Annotated in this window: 19 protein-coding genes; 11 read left to right on the forward strand and 8 right to left on the reverse strand. The window is 56.2% G+C overall.

The features are described from left to right. The first annotated feature begins 8 nt into the window (after positions 1-8). The 10 genes from AC2T28_RS17155 to AC2T28_RS17200 all read left to right on the forward strand — a co-directional run bounded on the left by AC2T28_RS17155 (position 9) and on the right by AC2T28_RS17200 (position 10,540). On the forward strand, positions 9-1,472 hold the full coding sequence (locus AC2T28_RS17155; RefSeq protein ID WP_486749865.1) for a TadA family conjugal transfer-associated ATPase: 1,464 nt from the start codon (positions 9-11) through the stop codon (positions 1,470-1,472). Further along, positions 1,472-2,440, forward strand: a complete 969-nt coding sequence (locus AC2T28_RS17160; RefSeq protein ID WP_486749866.1) for a type II secretion system F family protein — start codon at positions 1,472-1,474, stop codon at positions 2,438-2,440. The genes AC2T28_RS17155 and AC2T28_RS17160 overlap by 1 nt, the downstream gene beginning before the upstream one ends. Before the next feature lie 12 nt (positions 2,441-2,452). Then, the gene (locus AC2T28_RS17165; RefSeq protein ID WP_486749867.1) at positions 2,453-3,433 is read left to right on the forward strand and encodes a type II secretion system F family protein; all 981 of its coding nucleotides are present in this window, start codon (positions 2,453-2,455) and stop codon (positions 3,431-3,433) included. A gap of 2 nt (positions 3,434-3,435) precedes the next feature. Beyond that, positions 3,436-4,020, forward strand: a complete 585-nt coding sequence (locus AC2T28_RS17170) for a tetratricopeptide repeat protein (protein ID WP_486749868.1) — start codon at positions 3,436-3,438, stop codon at positions 4,018-4,020. Positions 4,021-4,048: 28 nt separating this feature from the next. Then, on the forward strand, positions 4,049-4,897 hold the full coding sequence (locus AC2T28_RS17175) for a tetratricopeptide repeat protein (RefSeq protein ID WP_486749869.1): 849 nt from the start codon (positions 4,049-4,051) through the stop codon (positions 4,895-4,897). A 6-nt stretch (positions 4,898-4,903) separates the two neighbouring features. Next, positions 4,904-5,398 carry a prepilin peptidase gene (locus AC2T28_RS17180; RefSeq protein ID WP_486750006.1) on the forward strand — a complete coding sequence of 165 codons (495 nt, stop codon included), beginning with the start codon at positions 4,904-4,906 and terminating at the stop codon, positions 5,396-5,398. A gap of 163 nt (positions 5,399-5,561) precedes the next feature. Beyond that, complete coding sequence (locus AC2T28_RS17185) at positions 5,562-6,869, forward strand: P-loop NTPase family protein (RefSeq protein WP_486749870.1); 1,308 nt, start codon at positions 5,562-5,564, stop codon at positions 6,867-6,869. 80 nt (positions 6,870-6,949) lie between these two features. Then, the gene (locus AC2T28_RS17190; RefSeq protein WP_486749871.1) at positions 6,950-9,367 is read left to right on the forward strand and encodes a ligase-associated DNA damage response DEXH box helicase; all 2,418 of its coding nucleotides are present in this window, start codon (positions 6,950-6,952) and stop codon (positions 9,365-9,367) included. A 38-nt stretch (positions 9,368-9,405) separates the two neighbouring features. Beyond that, positions 9,406-10,056: a ligase-associated DNA damage response endonuclease PdeM gene (gene pdeM / locus AC2T28_RS17195; RefSeq protein WP_486749872.1), complete on the forward strand. Its 651-nt coding sequence runs from the start codon at positions 9,406-9,408 to the stop codon at positions 10,054-10,056. Positions 10,057-10,123: 67 nt separating this feature from the next. After that, positions 10,124-10,540, forward strand: coding sequence for a PaaI family thioesterase (locus AC2T28_RS17200; protein WP_486749873.1), 417 nt, complete (start codon positions 10,124-10,126; stop codon positions 10,538-10,540). Positions 10,541-10,629: 89 nt separating this feature from the next. Here AC2T28_RS17200 and folD read toward each other — a convergent pair whose 3' ends face one another. The 4 genes from folD to AC2T28_RS17220 form a co-directional block, all read right to left on the reverse strand. Continuing rightward, positions 10,630-11,529 carry a bifunctional methylenetetrahydrofolate dehydrogenase/methenyltetrahydrofolate cyclohydrolase FolD gene (gene folD, locus AC2T28_RS17205; RefSeq protein WP_486749874.1) on the reverse strand — a complete coding sequence of 300 codons (900 nt, stop codon included), beginning with the start codon at positions 11,527-11,529 and terminating at the stop codon, positions 10,630-10,632. Positions 11,530-11,568: 39 nt separating this feature from the next. After that, on the reverse strand, positions 11,569-11,874 hold the full coding sequence (locus AC2T28_RS17210) for a chorismate mutase (protein WP_486749875.1): 306 nt from the start codon (positions 11,872-11,874) through the stop codon (positions 11,569-11,571). Between the two features lie 56 nt (positions 11,875-11,930). Next, complete coding sequence (locus AC2T28_RS17215) at positions 11,931-13,607, reverse strand: formate--tetrahydrofolate ligase (RefSeq protein ID WP_486749876.1); 1,677 nt, start codon at positions 13,605-13,607, stop codon at positions 11,931-11,933. 179 nt (positions 13,608-13,786) lie between these two features. Next, positions 13,787-14,362: an MOSC domain-containing protein gene (locus AC2T28_RS17220; protein ID WP_486749877.1), complete on the reverse strand. Its 576-nt coding sequence runs from the start codon at positions 14,360-14,362 to the stop codon at positions 13,787-13,789. Between the two features lie 90 nt (positions 14,363-14,452). Here AC2T28_RS17220 and AC2T28_RS17225 point away from each other — a divergent pair, with 90 nt between their 5' ends. Continuing rightward, entirely contained in the window at positions 14,453-15,256 is an 804-nt protein-coding gene (locus AC2T28_RS17225) for a hypothetical protein (RefSeq protein WP_486749878.1), read from the forward strand. A gap of 124 nt (positions 15,257-15,380) precedes the next feature. Here the strand turns inward: AC2T28_RS17225 and ftsH are convergent, their stop codons facing one another. From ftsH to pal, 4 genes are all read right to left on the reverse strand, one after another. Then, positions 15,381-17,291, reverse strand: a complete 1,911-nt coding sequence (gene ftsH, locus AC2T28_RS17230; protein ID WP_486749879.1) for an ATP-dependent zinc metalloprotease FtsH — start codon at positions 17,289-17,291, stop codon at positions 15,381-15,383. 77 nt (positions 17,292-17,368) lie between these two features. Then, positions 17,369-18,553, reverse strand: coding sequence for a tRNA lysidine(34) synthetase TilS (tilS, locus tag AC2T28_RS17235; protein WP_486749880.1), 1,185 nt, complete (start codon positions 18,551-18,553; stop codon positions 17,369-17,371). Between the two features lie 65 nt (positions 18,554-18,618). Beyond that, positions 18,619-19,446 (reverse strand): tol-pal system protein YbgF, encoded by an 828-nt coding sequence (gene ybgF / locus AC2T28_RS17240; RefSeq protein WP_486749881.1) that lies wholly within the window; start codon positions 19,444-19,446, stop codon positions 18,619-18,621. Between the two features lie 3 nt (positions 19,447-19,449). Beyond that, a complete protein-coding gene (pal, locus tag AC2T28_RS17245) occupies positions 19,450-19,950 on the reverse strand; it encodes a peptidoglycan-associated lipoprotein Pal (protein WP_486749882.1) in 501 nt (166 codons plus the stop codon). Positions 19,951-19,967: the final 17 nt, after the last annotated feature.

Raw genomic sequence — 19,967 nt, forward strand, 5'->3', positions numbered from 1 at the left:
GGTAATAGATGTTTTCGAAGTACAAAAAACAGGCTGGAAAAACTGCACCAAACGGTGCGGTTGCCAAGCTCAAGCCCGCCAAGGCTGAGGCACCGGCAGCTCCGACACCAGCTGCCAATGTCAGCCCCTCGTTGCGTCGGCCTATGCCAACAACAGATGCCAAGGCTGCGCCCCAAGATAAAGAACGCAAACGCAAAGAGCGGTTGGGTGAAATTAAGATCCAGCTCCACCGTGAATTGCTGGAGCAGCTGAACCTCGCGGCCCTGGAAAACGCCAGCGAAAACGAGCTGCGCGCTGAAATCTCCACAATTGCCACTGAGATTTTGGAAGAAAAAGGCATCGTGCTTAATCGCGATGACCGCCAGACGCTGACCAAAGAACTCTATGACGAAGTTACCGGCTTGGGTCCTTTGGAAACCCTGCTTCAGGATGAATCTGTAAACGATATTCTGGTCAACGGCCCTCAGCAGGTCTTTGTCGAACGCGCAGGTAAGCTGCAACTCAGCGATGTGACCTTCAAAGACGAGAAGCATCTTCTTAGGATCATTGATAAAATCGTATCCGCAGTTGGCCGCCGGGTTGATGAATCCAACCCCTATGTCGATGCACGACTGGCGGATGGCTCCCGTTTCAACGCCATGGTCCCGCCGGTTGCGGTAGATGGTTCACTGGTTTCGATCCGTAAGTTCAAAAAAGACAAGCTGGGCATCGATGACCTGGTGAATTTTGGTGCCTTCAACGAGGAAATGGCTGCATATCTGCAAGCCGCCGTTGCCACACGACTGAATGTTATCGTGTCTGGCGGTACAGGTTCCGGTAAAACAACTACGCTGAACGCACTGTCCAGCTTCATCGACAATGCCGAACGTATCCTAACAATCGAGGATACTGCGGAACTTCAGCTGCAACAGACCCATGTGGGCCGGATGGAAAGCCGCCCACCCAACGTCGAAGGCAAAGGCGAAGTCTCGCCCCGCGACTGTCTGAAAAACGCCCTTCGTATGCGTCCCGATCGTATCATCGTGGGCGAGACCCGTGGCGAAGAAGTCATCGACATGTTGCAGGCGATGAACACTGGCCACGATGGATCGATGACCACGATCCACGCCAACTCGGCCCGCGATGGCGTCAGCCGTCTGGAAAACATGATCGCGATGGCCGGTATCGAAATGCCGCTCAAGGCGGTTCGCAGCCAGATTTCCTCGGCGGTAAACCTGATTGTGCAGGCCTCCCGTCTGCAGGATGGCTCGCGCCGCATGACCTCGATCACCGAGATCACCGGGATGGAGGGCGACGTTATCTCGATGCAGGAAATCTTCAGGTATCAGCGTGTTGGCCTGACCCCCGAAAACAAGATCATAGGCCATTTCACCGCCACCGGCGTGCGCAGCCACTTCTCGGAGCGGTTCCGCATGTGGGGTTATGACCTGCCCGCTTCGATTTATGAGCCCACCAAGATGGAGGCCAACTGATGCAACTGAGTGCAGAACCAATTATCTATGGTCTGATATTTGTCGGCGTCCTGGTGCTGGTCGAAGGCCTGTATCTGGTGGCCTTTGGCAAATCCATCAGCCTGAACAGCCGCGTCAATCGCCGCCTCGAGATGCTCGACAAGGGCGGCAACCGCGAACAGGTGCTCGAACAGCTGCGCAAGGAAATGCAGCAGCACATGAAATCGCAGACAATCCCGCTGTACTCGCTTTTGGCCGAAAAAGCACAGAAAGCGGCGATTGCCTTTACCCCAAAACAACTGGTCATGATCATGGCTGGATTGGCCGCACTCGCCTTTACCGGTCTGACCATCGGCACAGACACCCAGCTGCCATTGCGCATTATGGCCTCGGTTATCATGGGCGTTGGGGCTGTGTTCTTCTGGGTCAACAACAAAGCCAAAAAACGCATGGGCTTGATCGAAGAACAACTGCCAGATGCGATTGAGCTGATCGTGCGTAGCCTGCGTGTTGGCCATCCGTTTTCCTCCGCCATCCAGATTGTCTCCAAGGAAGTTGACGATCCCCTTGCCACCGAGTTTGGCATGATTGCAGACGAAAGCGCATATGGCCGCGATGTGGGTGAAGCGCTCAAAGAAATGGCTGAACGGCTAGATCTGCAAGATATGCGTTTCTTGGCAGTGGCCGTGGCGATCCAGGCGCAATCGGGCGGTAACCTGGCCGAGGTTCTGGCAGGCCTGTCCAAGGTGATCCGGGCTCGGTTCCGACTGTTCCGGCGCGTTAAAGCGATTACAGCCGAGGCACAATGGTCGGGCAAATTCCTGTCTGCGTTTCCGTTGCTGGCTCTTGCAGGCACGCTGGCCAAGGATCCCCATTACTATGACGACGTTATGGATCACCCCTACTTCATTCCATGCTGTTTTATTGTGGGCATCCTGCTGACTGTGAACCTTTTCGTCATGCGCATGCTGACCAACATCAAGGTATAAGGGACAATCACCATGGATTTCCTGTCGAATATCAACATGTTCCTGAAGGATCAGTTGGGTGACTTTGGCCCCCTTCTGGTGGTTGGCCTTCTTGGCCTGTTCATGATCCTGATGACAATTCCGTTGCTCTTGAACCAGCGCGAAGACCCGCTGAAAAAGCTCAAGAAAAACAATGCACCTGAAAGTAAGGACAAGCCGCAAAAGGAACGCCTGCGCCAGGGCAGCCGAAATGAGCAGCTGAAAAAGTTTGCCAGTTTCCTGGAACCACAAGACGCTGACCAATTGTCAGCCATGGAGCTAAAACTGCGGCAAGCTGGATATCAATCCAAAGACTCGGTCCGTTTCTTCCATTTTGCCCAATTTGCTCTTGGCATCATGGGTTTGGTTTTGGGGTTGGTTTTTGTCTATGTCATCAAGGCAGACATTGAATTCGACAGCCAACAGATGTTGATCCGCATTATCGGTCCAGGTGCTGCGGGATACATGTTGCCCAAGTATTGGATCACCCGTCGCATCGAAACCCGAAAAGAAAGCATCACAGCAGGTTTCCCAGATGCCTTGGATCTTATGCTGGTTTGTGTCGAAGCCGGTCAGTCCTTGGATCAATCCATTGTTCGCGTCGCCAGCGAACTGCATTCGTCCTACCCCGAACTTGCAGACGAGTTCGAAATCGTCGCCCAGGAAATGAAAGCCGGTAAGGACAAAGACAAAGTACTGCGCGACATGGCCACCCGCTGCGACGTCCAGGATCTGTCCTCTTTTGTGACCGTCATGATCCAATCCGCTACCTTTGGTACCTCTATCGCCGATGCTCTGCGTGTCTATGCGGGTGAAATGCGAGATAAACGGGTGATGCGAGCCGAAGAAGCCGCAAACAAGTTGCCAACCAAAATGACGCTTGCCACTATGGGCCTAACACTTCCGCCATTGCTGATCATTCTGGTTGGCCCCTCGGCGAAGGTCATTGGCAACTTGGGTAATACGGGCAACTAATCATGTCACTAATAGGTGAGGCTTTGCCCACACCGTTTCGCGTCGTATTTTTAGCCATCACCACATGTGTGGTGGTGGCTTCTTGCGGTTCCCAGACACCGGATCCAACCGATCCCTGGGCACCAGGCGTGGATCATCGAAAACAAGCCGAAGACGGTTTGGAAGTTGGCCACCGGTTGATGGTCGCTGGTGAGTATGAACTGGCTCTTGATGCCTTTACCCGTGCGGCCCTGGATCACGGCATGACCGGCGAGGTGCTATCTAGCCTCGGAACAGCAAATTTGGGACTTGGACGGCTGGGCCAAGCCGAAACTTTGTTGCGTCGCGCCGTCGAAACAGAGCCGGACTGGCCCGAGGCCATGAACAATTTGGGCGTTGTTCTGATGGAACAAGGCAAATATTCCGAGGCAGAACAGGTTTTACGCCGCGCTTTTGCCCTGGATAATGGCGAAAGTGACCCAATCCGTGAGAATTTGCGCCTGGCCCTCGCAAAAATGGAAAATTCTGCTAATACTGCTGGACAAAACCAAGATTATGAATTGGTGCAGCGCGGAGGAGGCAGTTTCCTGATCCGCCAAACGCCATAAATAAGGCAGAGCAGTAAAGGACGCGAAAATGCGCCAAACTATTCTAGTATCAACATGCCTGATTGGGGGCCTATTCCTTTCGGCTTGTGCGGAAAAAGAAGACTCATCCGTTGAACGTGCGTTTCAGGAAGTGAACGTGGTTGATGAAACTGATCTCAACGATGTTATGCTAACCGCCGCCGATCCCAACGAAGCGGTGAGCTATTACATGCGCGCGCTCGAGGGCAACACAGACCGCATTGACCTGCAGCGGGGGCTGGCCAAGTCTCTGATCCGAGCCAAACGCAACACCGAAGCGGTCACCACCTGGAAAAAAGTCACCTCTCTGGAAGGGGCAACCAATGATGATCAAGTGGATCTGGCAGATGCCCTGATCCGCAGTGGCGATTGGGGCGCAGCCAAGGCCGCGCTGGATGCCGTTCCGCCAACCCACGAGACTTTCAAACGCTACCGGCTTGAAGCCATGGTTGCCGACGCCAACCAGGAATGGAAAAAAGCCGACAGTTTCTATGAAATTGCTGTCTCGCTGACCACCCGCCCTGCCAGTGTGATGAACAACTGGGGCTATTCCAAGCTAACCCGCGGCGACTATGCCGAAGCGGAGCGGCTGTTTGGCGAGGCCATTCGCCAGGATCAGGCCCTGTTCACAGCCAAAAACAATCTGGTTCTCGCCCGAGGTGCCCAGCGGAATTACAATCTGCCGGTCATTCCCATGGGTCAGATCGAGCGGGCGCAACTGCTCCATACAATGGCCCTGACGGCTATCAAGCAGGGTGATATCAAGACTGGCGAAGGCTTGCTGCGTGAAGCAATCAGCACCCACCCGCAGCATTTCGAAGAAGCCGTCCGCAGCCTGCGTGCGCTGGAAAGCGCCTAAACCATGCTGGCGATTCCGGCACATGTCGCAGCTTGGTTCCTGCCATTCATGCTGCCGATTTGCTATACGATCATGCTGACCGATCTGCGTGGCATGCGGATCCCCAATTGGGCGGTGGACCTGACGGCGGTGATCTTCATCGTCGTAGGCCCGTTCCTGATGTCCTGGACCGACTATGGCTGGCAGCTCTTGCACTTGCCGATCGGGGTCGGGCTGGGATTTCTGTTCTATAGTGCCGGTTTGGTTGGGGCGGGAGATGCCAAGTTTGTCGGTGCTGCGGCCCCGCTTGTGGCCCTTGCGGATATGCGGGCCATTGTGCTGATTTTTACCGCCAATCTACTGGCTGGTTTTGTCACCCATCGCATTGCCAAACATACCCCGTTGCGCAAACTGGCACCTGACTGGAAAAGCTGGAGCGTCGGCAACAAATTTCCCATGGGCTTGGTTCTGGGCAGCACCTTGGCGATCTATCTGATCTTGGGCGCATTTTATGGCAGCTAGCTCATTTTCTGGCCAATAGTTTAGCCACTTGATCTGCTGCCATCCCCGAAATGCTACAGCTTTGCCCCTGTATTGCCACACTGCTGAATAAACTGATGTCGAACCGCGCTCCATGACCTCCTTGGGGTGCCGCGATCCAGTTTCCAGCGACAGGCCCTAGCCCATGAATATGCAGACTTCTCACGTGATGGCCCCTCCTCCCCCAAAAGGGCTGGAGCAAATGCTGCTACCTCCCGTGATGATGCGCGACATCCTGCTAAAGACCATCTTTCGCAAGAACGCCAATATGGTCAGCGAGATTTCCGAGGCCATCTGCCTGCCACTGTCGGTCACGCAGGAACTGGTGGACATTGCCCGCGAACAGAAGCTGTTAGAGGCCACCGGGACGCTAAATGCCAACAGCGGCAACGAAATGGGCTATCAGCTGACCGACGCAGGCAAGGCGCGCGCACTGGATGCCTTGGCCCAGTCTGAGTATTTTGGCGCCATGCCAGTGCCGCTGGATGTTTACCGCGAACAGGTCAAGCGCCAGTCGATCCGCAACATTCAAGTCACCCGTGAACAGTTGACCAATGCCATGGGCCACCTGGTATTGCCCGACAGCCTGCTCGATCACCTTGGCCCAGCGGTCAGTGCTGGCCGATCGATCCTGATGTATGGCCCTCCCGGCAATGGTAAGTCGTCCATTTCAAACGGTATTCGCGACGCCCTTGGCGATCAGGTCTACGTGCCACGCGCCATCGAATATGCTGGTCAGGTGATCACGGTCTATGACCCGATTGTGCACACCGCCATCGAACAGGTGGAAGACGACCCAAATTCGCTGCGTCGCGCACGCCGCTTTGACAGCCGATATGTCTGCTGCCAGCGCCCAACCGTTGTCACCGGCGGTGAGCTGTCACTGGACATGCTGGACTTGGTCTATAATCCAACCGCCCGCACCTATCAGGCACCGCTACAGCTAAAATCCACCGGTGGTATCTTCATCGTAGATGACCTTGGCCGTCAGGCTGAATCACCGCAGGCGCTGATCAACCGTTGGATTGTTCCGCTGGAAGAAAGCAAAGACATCCTGGCGCTGCAATCGGGTGAGAAATTTGAGGTTCCGTTTGATACCCTCGTGATCTTCTCCACCAACTTTCACCCAAACGAGATTTTTGATACCGCCGCCCTGCGCCGGATCTTCTTTAAGATCAAGATCGACGGCCCAAGCCAGGAAAACTTCCTAAAGATCTTTGCCCTGGTGGCTCGCAAAAAGGGCATGGCGCTGGACGAGGCCACACTCGTGCACCTGCTCAAGCACAAATATCCGACCATCGACAACATCTACGCCAACTACCAGCCAGTGTTCCTCATCGACCAGATGATCGCGATTTGTGAGTTTGAAGGCATCCCCTACCAGATGTCCCCCGACCTGATCGACCGCGCCTGGGCCAACATGTTCGTCAAGGACGAAGTGATTGTGAAGTAACCACAGGGTCGAGGCGTGCCAAAATTCTTCGAAGAATTTTGATCGGATTTTTCGAAAAAGCCGGGTAACTGTAGCAACCTATGTGCAAGTTACCCGCCCCTATCACGTCCTGGTTCACCAACCGAAACTGGACCATACACCCGCACCAGCAGGCGATGCTGGATCGTGCGGATGATCCTGCAACCCTGCTCATCGCCCCAACTGGCGGCGGCAAAACCATGGCTGGGTTTCTCCCAACATTGGCAGAACTAGCGGATGGCCAGCACCAAGGGCTACACACCCTCTATATCTCGCCGCTCAAGGCTTTGGCAGCCGACATAAAGCGCAACCTGCGCACCCCGGTTGATGAAATGGGCCTATCCATCCGAATTGATGATCGCACCGGCGACACACCGCAGTCGCGCAAAAAACGCCAGCGCGCCGACCCGCCGCATATCTTGCTGACCACCCCCGAGAGCCTTGCCCTGCTCACCAGCTATGACGACGCGGCCCGCACCTTTGCCGGGTTGCAACGAGTGGTGGTGGATGAGATCCACGCCCTGGCCGAAAGCAAGCGCGGCGATCAGCTGATGCTGGCGCTGGCCCGTCTACAAACACTCTGCCACGATCTGCGGCGCGTGGGTCTGTCGGCCACAGTTGACGACCCCCAGGCCATCGCGCAGTTCCTGGCCCGCCACCCGGACCCCTGCGAGATCTTGCAGGCTGACCCCGGCCCCACACCCGACATTCAGATGCTTGAAACAGCCGAGGCCCCACCTTGGGCTGGTGGAGGTGCCGCCTATTCCATTCCCGCGGTGATGCAGCAGATCAAGGCCCACAACACCACATTGATCTTTCACAACACTCGCGCGCAGGCCGAGATTTTTTTTCACAATCTGTGGCTTGCCAATGATGACGCCCTACCCATCGGCATCCATCACGGATCCCTGGACCGCGAGCAGCGCGACCGGGTCGAGGCGGCAATGGTACGCGGCGATCTTCGGGCGATTGTCTGCACCGGATCCCTGGATCTGGGGCTGGACTGGGGCGATGTGGACCTGGTGATCCAGATTGGGGCGCCCAAAAATGTCAAACGTCTGGTCCAACGCATCGGCCGCGCCAATCACAGCTATAACACCCCGTCCAAGGCGTTGTTGGTGCCTGCCAACCGGTTCGAGGTGGTCGAATGCCGCGCCGCGCTTGAGGCCGTGCGCGAGGGTGATCTGGACGGCGACATTCGTGGTCCCGGCCCCCGCGACGTGCTGTGCCAACACATCTTAATTACCGCCTGCACCGGAGCATTCCACGCCGATGACTTATTCGCCGAAATGACCTCGGCCGGGGCCTATGCCACCCTGCCCCGAGCTGAATTTGACGCCTGTCTCGAGTTCTGCGCCACCGGCGGCTACGCGCTGAAAGCCTACGACAAATGGCAGCGCCTTTTGCAACGCCCCGATGGGCGCTGGCAACTTCGCGACCCGCGTGCCACCCAACGTATCCGCATGAATCTGGGCACCATTCAGGACACCGACACACTCAAGGTTCGCCTGAAACGCAGTCGCGGCGGCAAACCACTGGGCGAGATTGAGGAAGCTTTTGCCGCTACTCTCACCCAAGGTGACACGTTCCTGATTGGCGGCCAAACCGTCCGATACGAGGGCCTGCGCGAAATGACGGTAGAGGTGACGCGGCGCAGTGGCAGAAAGCCCAAGATCGCCACCTTTTCAGGCACCAAATTTGCCACCTCAACCCAGCTGAGCAACCGGATCATGGACCTGCTGCAACAGGACAGTTGGCCCAACCTGCCCGCTCACACCGGCGACTGGCTGATGCTACAGCGCGAGGTATCACAGCTGCCGCAACCCGGTCGCCTGCTGATCGAAAGCTTCCCACATCAAGATCGCCCACACTTGTGTATCTACGGCTTTGCTGGTCGCAACGCGCAACAAACCCTTGGCCTACTTCTGACCAAACGGATGGAGGAAATGGGGCTGGATCCGCTAGGCTTTGTCTCCACCGACTACGCCACCATGATCTGGGGCTTAGAAACCCTCACCGACCCCGCGCCGCTGTTCGACATCGACGCGCTGCGCGACGGTCTGGACAGCTGGCTGGGCGAAAACGCGGTGATGAAACGCAGCTTTCGCGGCTGCGCCACCATCGCCGGGTTGATCGAGCGTAACAGCCCCTCGGCGCGCAAAAATGGACGGCAGGCGACGTTCTCATCAGACATCCTGTATGACACTTTACGAAAATACGACCCTGACCACCTGATGCTGCAAATCACCCGAACCGAGGCCCTGCGCGGGTTGGTCGATTTTGGCCGCATCGAAGATATGATCACCCGCATCAACGGTAATATCGACCTGTTGCACCTGCCCCGGATCACTCCGCTGGCAGCACCGCTGCTGTTGGAAATCGGCAAGATTCCCATCAAAGGCGAAGGGTTGGAAAAGTTGCTCCAACAAGAGGCGGCAGAGCTGATGCAGAAATCTGGCCTGGCCGATCTATCGGAATAACACTTGCCAGCCTGCATCAGATCAGCAATTTCATGCAAATGACAGGATATGACTTCCCCCTATCAGGCGCCCGACTCACGGCGCTAGGCTCCGGCGCGCTGTATTGGCCCGAGAAGAACCTACTCTGTGTCTCGGATCTGCATCTGGGCAAGTCCGAACGTCACGCCCGTCGCGGCGGCACTACCCTGCCCCCCTATGAGACCCAGGACACGCTGGCCCGACTTGAGGTTGACCTGAACCAGACCCGGGCCAGCACTGTGATCTGCCTGGGCGACAGTTTTGACGATGACACGGCAGCGCGCGCTTTGCCTCAGGCCGAGAAAGACCAGATCACCAAACTCGCCAGCAGCCTCCGTTGGATCTGGATCACCGGCAACCATGACCCGGCACCGGCAAACCTGCCCGGCGAATTGCACAACAGCTTCACATTGGCATCCCTGACCTTTCGCCATATCGCCGAAAGCGGAGCGGTTGGTGAAGTCTCAGGCCACTACCATCCCAAGGCACGATTGCGCGGTGCCACCCGCCCTGCTTTTCTGCTCGACCAGAAGCGACTGATCCTGCCCGCCTATGGCACCTATACCGGAGGGCTGCGCAGTACCGACCCTGTGCTTGCCAACCTGATGTCATCAAAAGCCATCGCCATCCTGACAGGCCCTCGCCCCCTGGCCATCCCAATGCCGCGCTAGCCGCAACGTCATTCCCCTAAACCCAAGACTTCATCTACGGTCCAGGCAACACCACAGGGAACCATACATGACCGATATCGACAGCCGTATCCGCGCCAGCTTTGCCCGCCAGAACATGATGCAGACCCTTGGGGCTGAACTCGCCCAAGTCAGCGACGGTAAGGTCATCATCACCGCCCCGATCCTGCCCGGCAGCCGCCAGCAACACGGCGTCGCCCATGCGGCGCTAACCTTTGCCATCGGCGACACCGCAGCAGGCTATGCGGCACTGACCAAACTGCCCAGTGACCAAGAGGTGATGACAGCCGAGATCAAAATCAACCTGCTGTCCCCCGGTCGGGGCGACTACCTGCGCGCCACTGGCAAAGTCATCAAACCCGGCCGCCGTTTGGTGGTGGTCACCGCCGAGGTCCACGCCATCACCGGTGGTCAAGAAAAGCTGGTCGCAATTCTACAGGGCACCATGGCCCCGATCCAAACCTGATCCCAAACACAACAAAGGCGGCTCTGACGAGCCGCCCCTGCTTCTTTTTACTCTAAATACTCAAGTCCAACACCGCAACAGGCGCAGGATCAGGCTGTCAGCCCCTCGGGTTCTGCCAGTCCATTGGCGCGGCAGCAGGCTGTGACGGTATTTGCCAGCAAACAAGCGATGGTCATTGGACCAACCCCACCCGGTACAGGTGTGATGGCACTGGCGACCTCAGCAGCCTCGGCAAAGGCAACGTCACCCAGCAGCTTAGACTTGCCTGGCTTTTCTGGATGCGGGATGCGCGTGATGCCTACATCGATGACCGTGGCGCCAGGCTTTACCCAGTCGCCCTTGACCATCTCGGCCCGGCCAACAGCAGCAACCAGAATGTCGGCGCGCCGACAGACCGCTTCCAAGTCCTGTGTGCGCGAGTGGGCGATGGTCACGGTGCAGCTTTCCTGTAACAGCAGTTGGGCCATCGGCTTACCAAACAGGTTCGAGCGCCCAATCACCACAGCATTCTTGCCCGACATGTTGCCCAACTGATCGCGCAGCAGCATCAGGCAACCCAATGGCGTGCAGGACACAAGGCCCTTCTCTCCGCTTGCCAGCAAACCCGCATTCACCACGCTCAACCCGTCCACATCCTTGGATGGGTCGATGCGGGCCACAACGCGGCGTTCATTCAAATGGTCTGGCACCGGGAACTGGCACAGGATGCCATGCACCTTCGGATCCGCGTTCAGTTGGTCGATCAGCGCGAACAGTTCTTCTTCGGACGCATCAGCCGGCAGCTTATGCTCGAAAGAGGCCATACCAGCCGCCACCGTGTTCTTGTGCTTGGCGGCCACGTAAACCTCGGATGCAGGATCTTCGCCCACTAGCACCACAGCCAAACCGGGCGTAATACCGTTTTCCTCTTTCAGGCGCGCGACGTGGCTGGCCACCTTGTCACGCACTGTCGCGGCAAAGGCCTTACCGTCAATGATACTTGCTGCCATAATTCTTTTCCTTTTCCCCAAGCCCGTAAACAAGCCCGTTCAAGTTTCCCGTATGACCTGCGCCTCGCGCGCAATCGACCACTCAATCAACGGGCGCCACAATGTCTCAGCCAGTTCAGGATCCAGCCCAACGGCATCGGATGTCAGGCGCACATTGGTCACCACTTCCTCTACCCGTTCAGGTATCCGCGCTGGCCAGCCGTTGCTTTGCTTTAGCGCAATGGCCCGGTCGATATAGTCAGCCCGAACCGCCAAAAGCGCGAGAAGCTGCCCATCCAAAGCGTCAATTTGTTGACGAAGCATCGCCATATCCTGGCAATCAGGCGGAGGTCTCAGTTTGGTCATCTCAATACTCCTGCGGCCCAGGGATTCCCTAGGCCGCAGAAAGCGTATTTTGCGTCTTAGAACAAGCCTTCGATCTCGCCTGCGTCATTCAGGCAGATGCTTTTGGCTGCCGGATTACGTGGCAGGCCCGGCATAGTCATGATGTCACCGCAAACCACAACGATGAAGCCAGCACCGGCCGACAGGCGCACTTCGCGCACCGGAACTGAGTGACCAACCGGCGCACCGCGCAGGGTAGGATCGGTCGAGAACGAATACTGCGTCTTGGCCATACAGACCGGCAGATTGCCGTAGCCCTGCTCTTCCCAGTCTTTCAACTGGTTGCGGATTTTCTGATCAGCCAAAACTTCGTCAGCGCGATAGATACGCTTGGCAATGGTTTCGATCTTTTCAAACAGTGGCATGTCGTCTGGGTAGATCGGCGCAAAGTTGGAGGCATCCGCATCGGCAATCTCGGCCACGCGGGTTGCCAGCGCTTCGGACCCTTCCGAACCCAGCTCCCAGTGACGCGACACAATCGCTTCGGAGCCTTGCGCAACAACAAAGTCTTTGATCGCCTGCACTTCGGCATCGGTATCAGTGACAAAGTGGTTGATCGCCACAACAACAGGAACGCCAAACGATTTGAGGTTCTCGATGTGACGGCCCAGGTTGGCACAGCCTGACTCTACAGCCCCGACGTTCTCAGTGCCCAGATCGGCCTTGGCAACACCACCGTTCATCTTCATCGCGCGCACAGTGGCAACCAGAACCACCACCGATGGGGCCAGTCCGGCCTTGCGGCACTTGATGTTCATGAACTTCTCGGCACCCAGATCAGCACCAAAGCCTGCTTCGGTGACAACATAGTCCGACACCTTAAGCGCGGTCTTGGTTGCGATGACCGAGTTACAGCCATGGGCGATGTTGGCGAATGGGCCACCGTGGACAAACGCTGGGTTGTTTTCCAAGGTCTGCACCAGGTTTGGCTGCATCGCGTCTTTCAGCAACACTGTCATGGCGCCATCTGCTTCGATGTCGCGGCAGTATACTGGGGAGCGGTCACGACGATAGGCAACGATGATGTCGCCCAGACGTTTCTGCAGGTCTTCCAGGTTGTTCGCCAAGCACAGGATCGCCATCACTTCGGAGGCCACTGTGATGTCAAAACCGGTTTCGCGTGGGAAGCCGTTAGATACGCCACCCAAAGAGGCGGTGATCTGACGCAGAGCGCGGTCGTTCATGTCGACTACACGACGCCAAGCCACACGGCGCGTGTCGATTTCCAGCGCGTTGCCCCAATAGATGTGGTTGTCGATCATTGCCGACAGCAGCGAGTGGGCAGATGTGATGGCGTGGAAGTCACCGGTGAAGTGCAGGTTCATGTCCTCCATCGGAACAACCTGCGCATAGCCGCCACCAGCAGCGCCACCCTTCATGCCAAAGTTTGGACCCAGCGACGCTTCGCGGATACAGACCATGGCGTTTTTGCCAATGCGGTTCAGGCCATCGCCCAAGCCAACTGTTGTGGTGGTCTTACCTTCGCCCGCAGGGGTTGGGTTGATCGCTGTCACCAGGATCAGGCGGCCATCTTCGCGGTCCTGAACGGAGTTGATGAACGACTGGCTGATCTTCGCCTTGTCATGGCCATAAGGAACCAGATCCTTATTCGAGATACCCAGCTTTTCGCCGATTTCCTGAATTGGACGCTTCTGCGCAGCGCGCGCGATTTCGATGTCGCTTTTGTAGCTCATGACCCTGGCCCTTGATCTTAGGTGTTGCAAATTGTCGCGGCAGAATAGCCGTTGCTATTCTAGCCATATCTCGCTCTGCGACATTCCAGCACGTGATTTCCGACATTTTCAGGACGCGATGCGGCGTCAGCCCAGTGACAGGTTTCAGTTTAGATGCCGATCAAAAACACCTATTCCATTTATGGCGCCCAAGGACGCTGATCTGGAATAAAAAGTCGCAGTGACTGGCCAACAGTCAATTTTCCGGGCCGTTCCACCCATGCGGTGATTCCCCGACGGTTCTTGGCGGCAGGTTTGAACTTGGGACCAAAGCCTGCGTGATCCTTCTCGATCTCCTTGCCTGGGAAAATACAGGGGCGGTTTTCAGTGTCCACAACCACGGTGGTGCCGGTCGGCCCCTGCAGGCGGGATGACGGCGGTACAAAAGTGAAATCCGGAATGCCGCGCACAACAATCGACACGCCCAGATGCTCTGGGTAGACCCATTCCATCCCCATGTCGGCAGCGATCAACGCTAACTCTTCCTCGGACAAGATAGTCAGCTGTCGCACATTGCGAATTTCCGAGCCTGTTGGGTAGAGATTTTTGACCCGCACACAGGACTCCCGGTTCAGGCCCGCATGACGCGCGCCCGCGTCACCGTCAAAACCAAGTTCCAGCTGCTCTACCGAATTGGCCCTCAGCCCATCAGAGGCAGGCACATGCCCCAGCCAGGTAATTTCACCACTGTATTCTGTCTCGATCATTGTCGGCATTGACAGATGTGCTCCATTTTCATGCTATGTCGTCACCGCCCAATCAGGCGTTTTATTTCAGAAATGCCATTCTTACACAAAGGCCTAGCCATGACCGCACTAAAAATTCTGATACAGGTCATCACCGATATTTATCGCAATCCCAGGTTCCTGATTTTTGTGGTGGTGCCGGTGCATCTGGCGATTACCGCTATTATATATTCTGCTCATTTGCTCACCCCGCCTTACGGCTACTCTCTCGGTTTTCCTCTAACTCAAATCCTGTTGGCAGCAACTGCGATTTTGGTGGTCTTTTTACTGACTTCAACCGCTATTGGGTGGCACCGAACTGTTTTGATGCCCAATCGTTTTCCAACAATTTGGGCTGCAATGTCCCATCAACCGCGATGGCGCTATCTGGCGCGGGCGGTGCCTCTGTTTGTGATCGGTATGTTAGTGGTTTGGGCACTCTATGCTCCAACCGTGCACTTTTTTGGGGAACACAGTTTCTCCTTCCAAATGATGTTGGAAAATCCGCATTTGTACCGGTTTGGCGTTATCTTCGAGGAACATGGAATGTACGTGTTGCTGTCGCTTTTCTGGACATTTTTTGGCTTGGGCCTTCCAGCCATCGCCCTAGGACAAAAAGACCGCTGGCTTCATTCAACTGGCAAGGGATTACGAAGCGTCGGCACGCTTTTCCTGGCACTTTTCCCAGCTATTGCTGTTTCTGTATTTGTTGCACGCAATATTTCTGCTGTCTGCTATTATAGCGATGACTGTAGTTTGCCAGTTTCACTTACAATCGGGTTTGCCGACAGTGTCTGGGCAGGTTTGAGTTCCCTTGTCCTGCTTGGCCTGATCACTCGTTTCTACGAACTTCTGGTTCAGCCAAAATCCGAAGAGCCTTTGTGACAAAGACAAACCCACAGCTTCTTTTTGCCCCAAATACTCAAATCTCGCGCCCACCACAGGCAGCGCCAAACAAAAAGGCCCGGAACCTATCAAGGTATCCGGGCCAATTCTAGCAACCTATCAATCAGGTCGTGGGTTCTGGTTCCATGCCCTCATCGGGCGAGGATTTCTTTGGCTTGGCCTTGGGGATTGCCGTGACCGAGGCATTGCCCTCATCTGAATTGTCATCATCATCGTTCTCATGCGGAGGCTCGCCCCGCATCACGCGCTTGATTTCATCGCCGGTAAGGGTTTCATACTCAAGCAATCCTTGCGCCAGGCGTTCGAATTCATCGTTGTTTTCGCTGATGATCTTATGGGCAAGATCATAGCCTTCATCGATAAACCGCTTAACTTCGGATTCGATATCTTCTTTGGTATTGGCAGACACCGAAAACCCAGCGGTGTTTCCCGAATAGCCTTCGTGGGCCTCGGCATAGTCGATGTTGCCAACTTTATCGGACATGCCGTAGCGCATCACCATAGACCGCGCCATCTGGCTGGCCTGCTGAATGTCGCCAACCGGTCCCGAGGACACGCTTTCGGCACCATATTTCAGGATCTCAGCCGCCTTGCCTGCCATGGTCATGGCAATCCGTTGATGGGCCTCGTCCTTGAACAGTTGCAACTTGTCCATTTCCGGCAAGCTCATGACCATACCCAACGCGCCACCGCGTGGAATGATCGTTGCCTTATACACCGGATCACATTTGGGCAGCTTGATCCCAACCAGAGCATGGCCAGCTTCGTGATAGGCTGTCTTCTCTTTTTGGTCCTGGGTCAGCACCATCGAGCGACGCTCGGCTCCCATCATCACCTTGTCTTTGGCGGATTCAAAATCTTCCATGGTGACAAAGCGACGGCCAACACGTGCAGCCATCAGGGCAGATTCGTTGACCAGGTTAGCCAGATCCGCACCCGAGAAGCCAGGTGTACCACGTGCAATGATGCGAAGATCCACATCAGGGCCCAGTGGTGTTTTACGGGCATGCACGCCCAGGATTTTCTCGCGGCCTTTGATGTCTGGATTGCTGACGGTGACGTTACGGTCAAAACGGCCCGGACGCAGCAGCGCTGGGTCCAGCACGTCTTTACGGTTGGTCGCAGCCAGGATGATCACACCCTCATTGGCTTCAAACCCGTCCATCTCAACCAACAGCTGGTTCAATGTCTGCTCACGCTCGTCGTTACCACCGCCATAACCGGCACCACGGTGGCGGCCGACTGCGTCGATTTCATCGATAAAGACGATACAAGGTGCATTCTTTTTCGCCTGCTCGAACATGTCACGCACACGGGACGCACCCACACCGACGAACATTTCAACAAAGTCGGATCCCGAGATGGTGAAGAACGGCACGCCTGCTTCGCCGGCAATCGCCCGCGCCAGCAGTGTTTTACCGGTACCCGGAGGGCCCACCAGCAGCGCACCCTTGGGGATCTTGCCGCCCAGACGGCTGAATTTTTGCGGGTTGCGCAGGAATTCTACGATCTCTTCCAGCTCTTCTTTGGCTTCGTCGATACCGGCAACGTCGTCAAAGGTCACACGGCCATGCTTCTCGGTAAGCATCTTGGCCTTGGATTTGCCAAAGCCCATGGCGCCACCTTTGCCGCCACCCTGCATCCGGTTCATGAAGTAAACCCAGACACCAATCAGCAGCAGAAAGGGCAACAGGGTCAACAGGAAGGCCTGGAACCCGGATTGCGCCTGCTTTTCAGCCCGCACTGGAATGTTGTTCTCGATCAGCAGCTTTGTGACCTGGGCATCTTCCGGCTTGATGGTGACATAGGTATTGCCATCAGACCCAGAGAACCGAATCTGTTCGCCGTCCAGGATGACGTTGCTCACACCACCGCCTTCAACAGCTGTGACAAAGTCGGAAAAGGTTCTTTCCTGGCTCTGCAAGTTGCTGCCCGAGCCGCTGAACATATTGAACAGCGCCAAGACCAGTACAAACAGAATAACCCAGAAAGCGATATTACGTGCGTTGCCCAAGGCAGCTCTCCTAGTTTTCGAAGCGAGCCGATAGGCACGCCTGCTTTGACCCTAAAATAAGGATCATTTGGTCAGGTTCAATGCGATAAAATGCTTGCAAAGAACTCTTCACCTAAAATTGCCATATCAGCCGCCCAGCCATTGGCCAACCCAGCTGTTGGTGCGGCCACCAGTTCGCCTGCGTTCCACAGCGCCGGCGTGGCTTCCAGCACAGCTGCTGGAGCCCCTGTTTCTCGCCAATCGGGGCATAGTTTCAGCCCTTCTTTTCCAAGCGCGCGCACCTGTTTCCCGGTGGTTGCACCACCCGTCAAACGCCAGCGATTGTCCCACAAACCGTCCGGATCTGTCACCTCGTCGCGCACTGCATTATACTCTCGGCAGATCCAAACCTGCCCCTTTCGGCATAACAAACGGCAGCCGCCAAGCGTCAAACTGCTGTTGTTCCGCACGGTTTCCAACGCTTCAGCCATGACTCGGCGACGCAGTGGATAGACTGCCCCTGACACCCATTGCAGCGCACGTGTCAGGAGCCGATGGATGATCTCATCAGGTTGTTTCAACAGTTGCACTTGATCTAGCGTTACTGCGCCCAGTATTGGAATTGCCAGATCCTTGGCTGCCTTAAACGCTTGCTGATCAAGCGCTTCGCGGGCCCGCCCCATATTCTGAGCAACAGCTGATAGAGCCGACACAGTCAGCCCTAAGGGCTCCAAAACGTCTAGCGCCTGACGCATGCGCACCCGCTCGAACCGCTGATCCTCGTTTGAAGGATCCTCAATCCAATTCAGCTGATTCTGCGTCAAATAGTCCCGCAACTGTTCGCGTGTCAGTGCCAGCATTGGGCGCAGCAGAGTTACACCATCGCGCTCACGCCGCACTGACATCCCTGCCAAACCATCAACACCTGAGGCACGTACCAGCCGCATCAACACGGTTTCTGCCTGATCGTCAGCGGTGTGACCCAGGGCCAGGGTTTGGATTTGATTACACTTGGCCCAATCGGTCAGCAGCCCATATCTGGCCTGCCGCGCCTGATCCTGCAAATTGCCTTGGCCAGACCAATCCTGCCACTGCAAAATTTCGTGAGGGACGCCCAGTTGAGCCGCCAAACAGGCAACCTCGCGGGCTTCACCTGCCGAATCTATGCGCAAGCCGTGATCAACTGTTGCCGCGAAAATTTCGACGTCCTGCCCCTGAAAACACCGTGTCAGGATGTGAAGCAGGGCCATCGAATCACCGCCGCCCGATACAGCGACCCCCACGCGTGCAGGGATCGTTGTCTCAAAATGCGAACGGACCTCTGATAGTATTTCCATTGACCTATCGATCAAGAACAGCTCAGCGTGGCCATTTCCTGTTCGGCAACCTGCACCGCAGCGGCATCGGGGAAGCGCACTTTCACCTCGGACAGGGTCACACAAGCCTGATCTGTTTGACCCAGACGGCCAAGTGCGGCCCCCAGTTCAAACAGTGCATCTGGCGCTATAACCCCGGTTGAGTTTCCAGTGAACGACGCCAAATAGGCGCGTGCTGCCTCGCGGGTATCGCCCAAGCCATCCAGTGCTTTGCCACGATTGTAATGGGCTTCGGCCGCCAGTGGGCTGCCGGGATAAGCGACATCAAAATTGGCAAACTTGGCGGCTGCGTCCTGATAGTTACCATCGCCAAGGTCCCGTTTGGCGGCATCAAAGTCCGCCAACTCGCCCACGGCCAATTCATCCGAAGTGTCCACCGGAGCGGGCCCAATCACGGCAGCTGTTTCGGCTTCACCGCCCAAAGTGGTAGTTTCACCAAGGACGCTGATATCGCCACCTTCGAGCTCAACCAGACGGAACTCAAGATCACCAATCCGGTTGGTGCCATCGGTCACAATCCCGTTGATCCGATGCTCCAGACCTTCGGTCTTTGCCGTTAGCCCCTGAAGCGCATTTTCAATGGCGCCAACCCGGTCCAGTACGGTGTTGCCGCCCAGATTGGTCCCTGGCGCACCAGTGGTCGAAAGCTCTCGCTTCAAACGCTGGATTTCCACGTGCAGAACAGTCAGTTCCTGACGGATATCAGCCAGGGTTTGCTGATCCTGCGCCCGCAGACCTGCAGGGGCAAAAACAACAGCGGCGGCAAGAGCGGTAATGGCGGCAAGAACAGTAAGGCGCATCATTTATCCTGTCAGTCCACCAGCGAGGACGGTCACAGCCCGTCGATTTTGCGAATAGCAGCTTTCAGCTGAGCAGATTTCCAACGGGCGCTCCTTGCCATAGCTGACAACCTTAATTCGGTTTCCAGCTACACCGCGCGACACCAAATATTCTCGCGCGGCATTGGCCCGTCGCGCGCCGAGTGCAAGGTTATATGCCCGTGTGCCCTGCTCATCCGCATGGCCTTCGATGGTCACGATGTAATCCGTATTGGCCAGCAGCCAGTTGGCCTGCGCAAGCAAGATGCCCTGGGCTTCTGTGGTCAATGTTGACTGATCCACGACAAACAACACCCGGTCGCCAATTTCCTGCTGGAAATAAGTCGGGCTGGTTTGATCGGCGATACTGCCAACACCTCCAGCGTTCAGATCAACCGAATTTCCTCCGCTGCCACTGGTGAGGTTGTCACAGGCCGCAAGGCCCAGTGCCGAAACAACTAGAATTACTTTTGTCAAACCGCTCATGATGTCAGCCTCATGCT

It is taken from the genome of Parasedimentitalea nitratireducens (assembly GCF_057444295.1).